At 70.9% G+C, this 7678-nt stretch carries 8 protein-coding genes and 2 pseudogenes; 3 read left to right on the forward strand and 7 right to left on the reverse strand.

The window, feature by feature from the left end:
• Positions 1 to 440, reverse strand: a pseudogene (locus J0695_RS18915) (hypothetical protein); the annotation flags it as partial.
• Between the two features lie 151 nt (positions 441 to 591).
• Between J0695_RS18915 and J0695_RS18920 the strand changes: the two are divergent.
• Entirely contained in the window at positions 592 to 1281 is a 690-nt protein-coding gene (locus tag J0695_RS18920; RefSeq protein WP_206963271.1) for a DUF4386 family protein, read from the forward strand.
• A gap of 106 nt (positions 1282 to 1387) precedes the next feature.
• Here J0695_RS18920 and J0695_RS18925 read toward each other — a convergent pair whose 3' ends face one another.
• Both J0695_RS18925 and J0695_RS18930 read right to left on the reverse strand, forming a co-directional pair.
• The gene (locus tag J0695_RS18925) at positions 1388 to 1798 is read right to left on the reverse strand and encodes a DUF6304 family protein (protein ID WP_206963272.1); all 411 of its coding nucleotides are present in this window, start codon (positions 1796 to 1798) and stop codon (positions 1388 to 1390) included.
• A 58-nt stretch (positions 1799 to 1856) separates the two neighbouring features.
• Positions 1857 to 2438 carry a dihydrofolate reductase family protein gene (locus tag J0695_RS18930; protein WP_206963273.1) on the reverse strand — a complete coding sequence of 194 codons (582 nt, stop codon included), beginning with the start codon at positions 2436 to 2438 and terminating at the stop codon, positions 1857 to 1859.
• Between the two features lie 123 nt (positions 2439 to 2561).
• Between J0695_RS18930 and J0695_RS18935 the strand changes: the two genes are divergently transcribed.
• Positions 2562 to 3137, forward strand: a complete 576-nt coding sequence (locus J0695_RS18935) for a TetR/AcrR family transcriptional regulator (RefSeq protein ID WP_206963274.1) — start codon at positions 2562 to 2564, stop codon at positions 3135 to 3137.
• Between the two features lies 1 nt (position 3138).
• Here J0695_RS18935 and J0695_RS18940 read toward each other — a convergent pair whose 3' ends face one another.
• The 3 genes from J0695_RS18940 to J0695_RS18950 form a co-directional block, all read right to left on the reverse strand.
• Positions 3139 to 3732, reverse strand: a complete 594-nt coding sequence (locus J0695_RS18940; protein WP_206963275.1) for a GNAT family N-acetyltransferase — start codon at positions 3730 to 3732, stop codon at positions 3139 to 3141.
• A gap of 88 nt (positions 3733 to 3820) precedes the next feature.
• Positions 3821 to 4861, reverse strand: a complete 1041-nt coding sequence (locus J0695_RS18945) for a family 2 encapsulin nanocompartment cargo protein polyprenyl transferase (RefSeq protein WP_206963278.1) — start codon at positions 4859 to 4861, stop codon at positions 3821 to 3823.
• A gap of 79 nt (positions 4862 to 4940) precedes the next feature.
• Positions 4941 to 6347 carry a family 2B encapsulin nanocompartment shell protein gene (locus tag J0695_RS18950; RefSeq protein ID WP_206963276.1) on the reverse strand — a complete coding sequence of 469 codons (1407 nt, stop codon included), beginning with the start codon at positions 6345 to 6347 and terminating at the stop codon, positions 4941 to 4943.
• 128 nt (positions 6348 to 6475) lie between these two features.
• On the opposite strand from J0695_RS18950, the gene J0695_RS18955 reads away from it, so the two are divergent.
• Positions 6476 to 7333, forward strand: a complete 858-nt coding sequence (locus J0695_RS18955) for a 1-aminocyclopropane-1-carboxylate deaminase/D-cysteine desulfhydrase (protein ID WP_206963277.1) — start codon at positions 6476 to 6478, stop codon at positions 7331 to 7333.
• A 69-nt stretch (positions 7334 to 7402) separates the two neighbouring features.
• Here J0695_RS18955 and J0695_RS18960 read toward each other — a convergent pair.
• Positions 7403 to 7678: pseudogene (locus tag J0695_RS18960) on the reverse strand (Na+/H+ antiporter); the annotation flags it as partial.

Below are 7678 nucleotides of genomic sequence, written 5' to 3' on the forward strand. Positions count from 1 at the left end.
CGGCTCCCGGCCGGGAGCCGCCCGTCGGGAAAGAGGAGGACGAGCAGCATCACGGGGACGTACCAGAGGGTCCACCAGCCCGCGGTGAGCTGGTTGAGGACCTCGGCGCCGGGGAGCGGGCGCCCGCGGGCCAGTCCGGCGCCCTTGTACGTGTCGAGCCCGATGATCAGCGGCGGCATCAGCCCGGTGAGGGCGAGCAGCGGCCCGACGGGGTTGCGGGGCCGCCGCCGGGCGACGAAGAGCCCGAGCGCGACGGAGAAGGACCCGATGCCGGCGGCCCCGGCGAAGAGCAGGATGTCCCCGGCCGCGGGCGCCGGGTCGACGGAGACCAGCGCGGCGCAGACGACGGCGGTGACGGCACACGCGATCAGCGCGACCGCGGCGGCAGCCCGCCGCGGCCACGCCGCACTTCCGGCCTCCACGGCCCGTACGGCCTTCATGTGCTCACGGTAGGGGCGCGGTCACCCTTCGCGGTATCCGTGGCAGCACGCAGACTCTTCCCGTGCCCGCCCGGATGTGGCACCGACTCCCCCGCCGCCACTGTGCTGTGACAGAACCTCAGCCGCTCGGCCACTGCCACGGGAGACCCTCATGACCGACACCAAGCACCTCGCCGCACCTGTTGCCGCCGCACCGGTCGCCACCGGTCTGCGCACCCTGGCCACCGCCGCCCTGGGCGTCGTCGCGGTCGGCTCCGTCGTGAACGCGCTGTTCGCCGTGCTCACTCCGGGCGGCGACCCGCACAACGGCTTCGGTTACGGCGAGGCCTCCGGCCACCGGGACCGCTTCTGGGCGATGTTCGCCTACGGCGGGCCGCTCTACGCCCTGTTCTGCGTCGGCCTCGCCTTCGCGGTCCTCGTCCTGGTGCGGAACCGGGGCGCGGCGCCGGCCCGCATCGGATCGGTGCTGCTGATCGTCTCGGGCACGCTGGTCAGCTCGGGCTTCGGGGGCATCGGAGTGCTGTACGGGTACGCCACCGACTCCGCCGCCCTGCCCACGGGTTCGGGCCACAGCTTCGTCGCGTACATCAATGACCACACCGACCTCTACACCAACGTTCTTGCGCCCAGCGCGCTCGCCCAGATCGCCGGCTCGGTGCTCGTCTGCATCGCGCTCTTCCGGGCGCGCTCGGTGCCGCGCTGGCTGTCGGCGCTGTTCATCGTCGGGATGCTGCTGAGCTTCGCGATCTCCAGCGGCGCCGCGGGTCTCGTCGCGGCCCTTCCGTCGGCGGTCGCGACGGTGATGATCGCCTGGTACGCAAGGGAGCGCACCAGCGCCTGAACCACGGCACACGGGGGCGGCCCCGCACCGGAGGGGGATCCGGTGCGGGGCCGACGTGTGCGCCCGGGAAGCGCCCGAGGAGCGCCCTAGGAGCGCCCAGCGCGCGCTAGGCGTTCACCGTGAACGGCGCCTGGAGCGTGGCACCGGGCGGCAGTTGCTCCTGGATCAGCGCGAGCGCTCCCCCGAAGTCACCGTCGTTGTTCCCCGCGATGTACCCCGCCCCGCCGTAGTGCAGGGTCAGTCCGAGGTCGGTGTCCGGCCGCCGCAGCGCCAGCAGGCAGCTGAGGGTGGCCTGGTGCACTTCGCCGCCGGTCGACAGGACAGGCAGCGGCATGTCCCATTCCAGTACGCAGTCGCTCAGAGGTATCCCGGTTACGGGGGCCAGCATGTCGAAGGAGTCCCCCACGTACTCAACACCCCTGATCCGGGTGTGCAGTTGCCGCCCTTCGACGGTGATCACGAAGGCTTCCGATCCATGGTGGTCCCGGTACCAGCCGGCCCACGACTGTGCTGTCATGAGCCGGACTTTAGCGGTGTCGCCACTTCCCCGTCACAAGGCGTGATCAAGTCCGGAATTACCGCTTCCTGGCGTACTTCGTCACGATCGTCCCGTTGTCGAAGGTCCTCAATTCGTCGAGCGCGAAGTCGACGACGCCGAATTCCGCCGAGAAGAGCGGAATGCCCGAGCCGATCACGATCGGATAGACCTTGACGATCAAACAGTCGATCTCGGAAAGGAGTTGGGCGGCCAGATCGGCCCCGCCCGCGAGATAGATCCCGAGCCCGCCCTCCTCCGCCTTGAGCTCACGCACCGCGGCCAGGACATCGCCGGAGAGAATCTCGACGGCGGGGTCGGGGCTCTCGGTGATCGAGCGCGAGACCACGTACTGGCGCAGATGCGCGTACGGGCTCGTCACCCCCGCCTTCAGCCCGGCGTCATAGGTGGCCCGGCCCTGGATGACCGTGTCGAAGTGGGTGTTCGGCACACCGTCGATGCCCATATGGCCGCGCACGGGCGTCGGCAGGCACTCGGGGTACTCGCCGACCAGGAAGTCCTTCAGGAAGGACTCGCCGATCGGGTAGAAGTCGTAGGCCCCGGAGGGCGCTGCGATGAAGCCGTCGATGGAGGCACCGACGTAGTACGTGAGCTGGCGCAAACCGACCTCTTTGGTCTCGGGGGTGTGGCCGTCCGCGAACCACGACAGCTATAGTGCTCCAGGTGTAGTGGTTGCGCAAGACTTCAGGAAGCACAGGCAGCACAGGAAGCGGGAAAGAGCACCATGGTCCGGAATCCGGAACGCAGGACCGCCCTGGTCGACGCGGCGATCGACGTACTCGCCCTCGAAGGCGCGCGCGGACTCACCTTCCGCGCCGTGGATGCCCGGGCGGGCGTCCCGGCCGGCACCGCGTCCAACTACTTCAGCAGCCGAGACGACCTGCTCACCCAGGCCGGACGCCATATCCACGTACGGATGACGCCCGACCCCGCAGAGATCGAGGCGGCCATGCTCCCCGGCCCCTCGCGCGCGCTCGCCGCCGGCCTCATGCACTGGCTGGTCCGGCGCATGGAGCAGGAGCGCACCGGCTATCTGGCGCTGCTGGAACTCCGCCTGGAGGCCACCCGCCGCCCCGGCCTGCGCGCCGAACTGACCGCCGCCCTGCGGGAGGTGCTCGACGCCAACGTCACGTTCCATCTGGACTCGGGCATGCCGGGCGACGCCGAGACCGTACGGATGCTGTACGTCGCCATGACCGGCCTGCTGGTCGAGCACCTCACCCTGCCGGGCGTGCTGGGAGAGGAGACGATCTCCCGCCTGGTCGACGCGCTCGTCGAACAGCTCGTCCCCGCACAGTGATTCAGCCCTGCGGCTCACGCCACATCGGCCACATCCGCGGCCCGTCGGGAAGGTCCACCGTCGTGCCCATGAAGACGAATCCGAGCCGCTCGTACAGCACCCGGCTGCGCGCGCTGCTCGCCTCCAGATAGGCGGGCATGCCCTCCCGGTCGCACCGCTCGAGGACCGGCGCCATCAGCGCGGTCCCCAGCCCCTCCCCCTGCCGGTCGGGGCTCACCCCGATCATGAGCAGATACGCGTGGGCCCGGTCGTGCGGATGGACCGTGCCCATCAACCGGCCCACCAGCTCGGCCCGTTCGTTCTCCGGGTCGGCCGTCTCCCGCATCAGGGCAGGGGTGTCGTCCTCCCCCTCGGGCACCCCCGCGGGCACCTCAAGCCACAGGGCCATCGCGGAGCCGTCCTCGGTGATGTCGACCCGCCCCTCGGCGAGGGTGACATCGATGAAGACCCCGAGGAACTTCCCGTGCACCGCCCGCCGGTGCGCCTCGTCGGGGAAGACCCATCCGCTGACCGGGTCGTCGTGGAACGCCCTGTCCAGCAGCTGTACGAGTTCCCCTCGGTCCCCCGCGCCCGCCCGCCGTATCGCCACGCCCATGCCCCTGACCCTCTCGTCCGATCCTCAACCGACGAACAGGATCTTAGAGTTGGGGCAGAGGCGCGGGGTGCGGCAGCCGGGGACAGATTCAGTGGCTGCGCCGCGTCACGAACTCCGCGAGGGACAGCAGGCCTCCCGCCGCCGCCAGATCAGGCACCGCCCGCGACAGATGGTGCACCGCCCTGGCCATCCGGTCGGCCGCCTGCATCTGGGCCCAGTCGCGGCCGCCCGCCCGCTCCACGGCCTCGGTCGCGGCGCGTATGGCGGCGGCGTTCATGGGCCCCCGGTACAGCTCTTCGAGCTCGGCCGCCGCGGGCGTCCCCGAGGACAGAGCCGCCACCACCGGCAGCGACTTCTTGTGGGCGGCCAGATCCGCACCGGTCGGCTTACCGGTACGGGCGGGGTCCCCCCAGATCCCGATGAGGTCGTCGATCAGCTGGAAGGCGAGCCCCGCCTCCCGCCCGAACGCGTCCATGGCGGCGACCACTTCGCCGTCCGCCCCCGCGTACAGCGCGCCCAGCGCACAGGCGCAGCCGAGCAGCGCACCGGTCTTGGCCTCCGCCATCGCCAGGCACTCCTCCAGCGTGACGTCGCTGCGGTCCTCGAACGCGCAGTCCGCCTGCTGGCCGGCGCAGAGTTCGATGACGCACGCCGCGAGCCGCTCCGAGGCCTGTCGGGAGGCCGGATGCGTGTCCTCGGCGAGCAGCCGCAGCGAGAGAGCGAGCAGCGCGTCGCCGGCGATGATCGCGTCCGGTATCCCGAAGACGGTCCAGGCGGTGGGGCGGTGCCTGCGGGTGGGGTCCTGGTCGATCACGTCGTCGTGCAGCAGCGTGAAGTTGTGCGCCAGCTCGACGGCCGCCGCGGCCCGTACGGCGGGCTCCATCTCCCCGCCAAGCGCCTGTACGGCGGCCAGCACCAGCGCGGGCCTGATCGCCTTGCCCGCCTGACCCGCGGCCGGGGTGCCGTCGGGCAGCTCCCAGCCGAAGTGGTACATCGCGATACGGCGCAGGGAGCCCGGCAGCGTCTCGACGGTGGAACGGAGCCGGGGGTTGACCACGACCCTGGTGCGCTCCAGGAGAGCGGCGGCCTCGTGGCCCTCGGTCGCGGAGTGTGCGGAATGTGCAGTGATCACGGCGGTTCACCTTCCCTGGGGAATACCCGGCGGGGGGGGTATGGGCCCACTTCCGTGAGGACCCATACCCGCCAACTCACCGCCAGCGGCTGACCTCGACGTTCTCCAGCACGCCGAGCGCGTCCGGTACCAGGATCGCCGCCGAGTAGTAGGCCGTCACCAGGTAGGAGATGATCGCCTGCTCGTCGATCCCCATGAAGCGCACCGAGAGGCTCGGCTCGATCTCGTCGGGGATGCCGGCCTGCTGCAGCCCGATGACGCCCTGCTCGGCCTCGCCCGTACGCATACAGATGATCGAGGTCGTACGGGAGTCGGAGATCGGAATCTTGTTGCAGGGGAAGATCGGCACCCCTCGCCAGGCCGGCACATGGTGCCCGGCCACCTCGATGCTGTCGGGGTAGAGCCCGCGCTTGTTGCACTCCCGTCCGAAGGCAGCGATGGCCCGCGGGTGCGCGAGGATCATCTTCGACCCGCGCCGCCTGCTGAGCAGTTCGTCCATGTCGTCGGGTCCCGGCACCCCGTCGTGCGGCTGGATGCGCTGGCTGTAGTCGGCGTTTTTCAGCAGCCCGAACTCACGATTGTTGATCAGCTCGTGCTCCTGGCGCTCGCGCAGCGCCTCGACCGTGAGCCGCAACTGCTGCTCGGTCTGGTTCATGGGCTGGTTGTAGAGATCGGCGATCCGGCTGTGCACCTTCAGCACCGTCTGCGCGACGCTCAGTTCGTACTCGCGCGGCGCCGCGTCGTAGTCCACGAAGGTGTGCGGGACGACCGCCTCCCCCACATGCCCCGCGGAGAGGTCGATCGCCGCCTCGCCGTACTTGTTGGTCCGCTGCTCCGGAATGGAGAGCAGCCCGGCCAGATGCTCACGGAGCGAACCGGCACGCTCGGCCAGGTTCAGCACATCGGCCCGGGTCAGCTCCAGGACCGTGCAGGCGGTCGCCGCCCGCGCGGTGTACTCCCAGGCGGAATCCGCGTCGAGGAGCGCCTGGTCGCCCAGATAGGCCCCGTCGGCGAGCATCCCCAGAACCGTTTCGCCGCCGTACTGCCCCGCACCGATCTTCTCCACCCGCCCGTGCGCGAGCAGGAACACCCGGTCATTGGCGGACCCCGCCGCCGCAAGCACCTCGCCTGCCGCGAACTCCCGCTGTGTGCAGCGCTGTGCGAGCTCGCCCAGCGCCGCCTCGTCCCCGTACTCCCGCAGCGCGGGCAGTTCGCCCAGTTCGGCGGGGATGACCGCCACCCGGTCACCGGTCTGCACGAACGTCACGCGTCCGTCGCCCACGGAGTAGCTGAGCCGGCGGTTCACCCGGTACGTACCACCCTGCACCTGCACCCACGGCAGCATCCGCAGCAGCCACCGCGAGGTGATCTCCTGCATCTGCGGCGCGGACTTGGTGGTGGTCGCCAAGTTCCGCGCCGCGGCCGTCCCAAGACTCTGCTGGGGCGGCGCCTGCTGCTCGCGGATCTCTTCGCCAACCGACATCTGACTCCCTCTCGATCAAGCGCTGAACTGCGTACGCGAGCCTTCCATCACAGGGAGTCGCGGCGCCATTACACAAATGAGGGAGACTGTTTCGCCCCTGACGGGGAAGGGCGGCGACAATCTCCCCCATGCCCCCGGAACTGCTGCGTCCGCATCTCCCCTCCCCGCTCCAGCCGGTCGACGACGCCCGCTTCGCCCGCCACGGCGTCCACCTGCTGCTCAAGCGGGACGACCTCATCCATCCGGAGCTGACCGGCAACAAGTGGCGCAAGCTGGCCCCCAACCTCGCGGCCGCGCAGGGCCGCCCGCTGCTCACCTTCGGCGGTGCGTACTCCAACCACCTCCGCGCCACGGCGGCCGCGGGCCGCCTGCTCGGCCTGGTGACGATCGGTGTCGTACGCGGGGACGAGCTGGCCCACCGCCCGCTCAACCCCTCGCTCGCCCGGTGTGCGGCGGACGGCATGCGGCTGCACTTCGTGGACCGCTCGGCGTACCGCGCCAAGACGGTTCCGCCGGCCTTCGCCGATGCATACGTCGTACCCGAGGGAGGCAGCAACTCGCTTGCGGTGCACGGCTGTACGGAACTGGGCCACGAGCTCCACGGCCTGGCGGACGTCGCGGCGACCGCGGTGGGCACGGGCGGCACGCTGGCGGGCCTCGCGGCCGGTCTTGCCCCCGGGCAGCGGGCGATCGGCTTCCCCGTGCTCAGGGGCGGCTTCCTGGAGGAGGAGGTCCGCCGCCTCCAGCGCGAGGCGTTCGGCGGTCCGGCGGGACGGTGGACGCTGGACGACCGGTTCCACGCGGGGGGCTATGCCCGCACGACGCCACGGCTGGAGGAGTTCGCGGAGGACTTCGAGGGGCGGCACGGGGTGGCGGTCGAGCGGGTGTACGTGGCGAAGATGCTGCTGGGTCTGCTGACGCTGACGGAGGAGGGCGCGTTCCCCCCGGGGACGAGGCTTGCGGCGGTGATCACCGGACGCCCCTGAGGAGGGGCCCCACCCGTAAGCGGCCTTCGGCCGCGTACGGGGGTGCAGGGGCGAAGTCCCGCCCGCCACCTACTCCGTCGCCTCGCGGTACGCCGCCGCCTCTTCCAGGTCCAGCCGCCGCAAAAGCGTCCGCAGCATTTCGTCGTCGATCCGGCGCCGGTCCCGCAGCTCCACGAACACCCCCCGCTCCGCCGCGATCATCTCCCGCGCGAGCCGCCGGTAGGTGTCGTCCGCCGACTCCCCCGTCACCTCGTTGACGGCCCCCAGCCGCTCCCACACCGCGTTGCGCCGCCGTTCGAGCACCGTGCGCAGCCGGTCGGCCAGCGGCTGCGGCAGCGCGTTCCC

Origin of the sequence: Streptomyces beijiangensis (assembly GCF_017315755.1) — a bacterium.
Classification (GTDB): Bacteria; Actinomycetota; Actinomycetes; order Streptomycetales; family Streptomycetaceae; genus Streptomyces; species Streptomyces beijiangensis.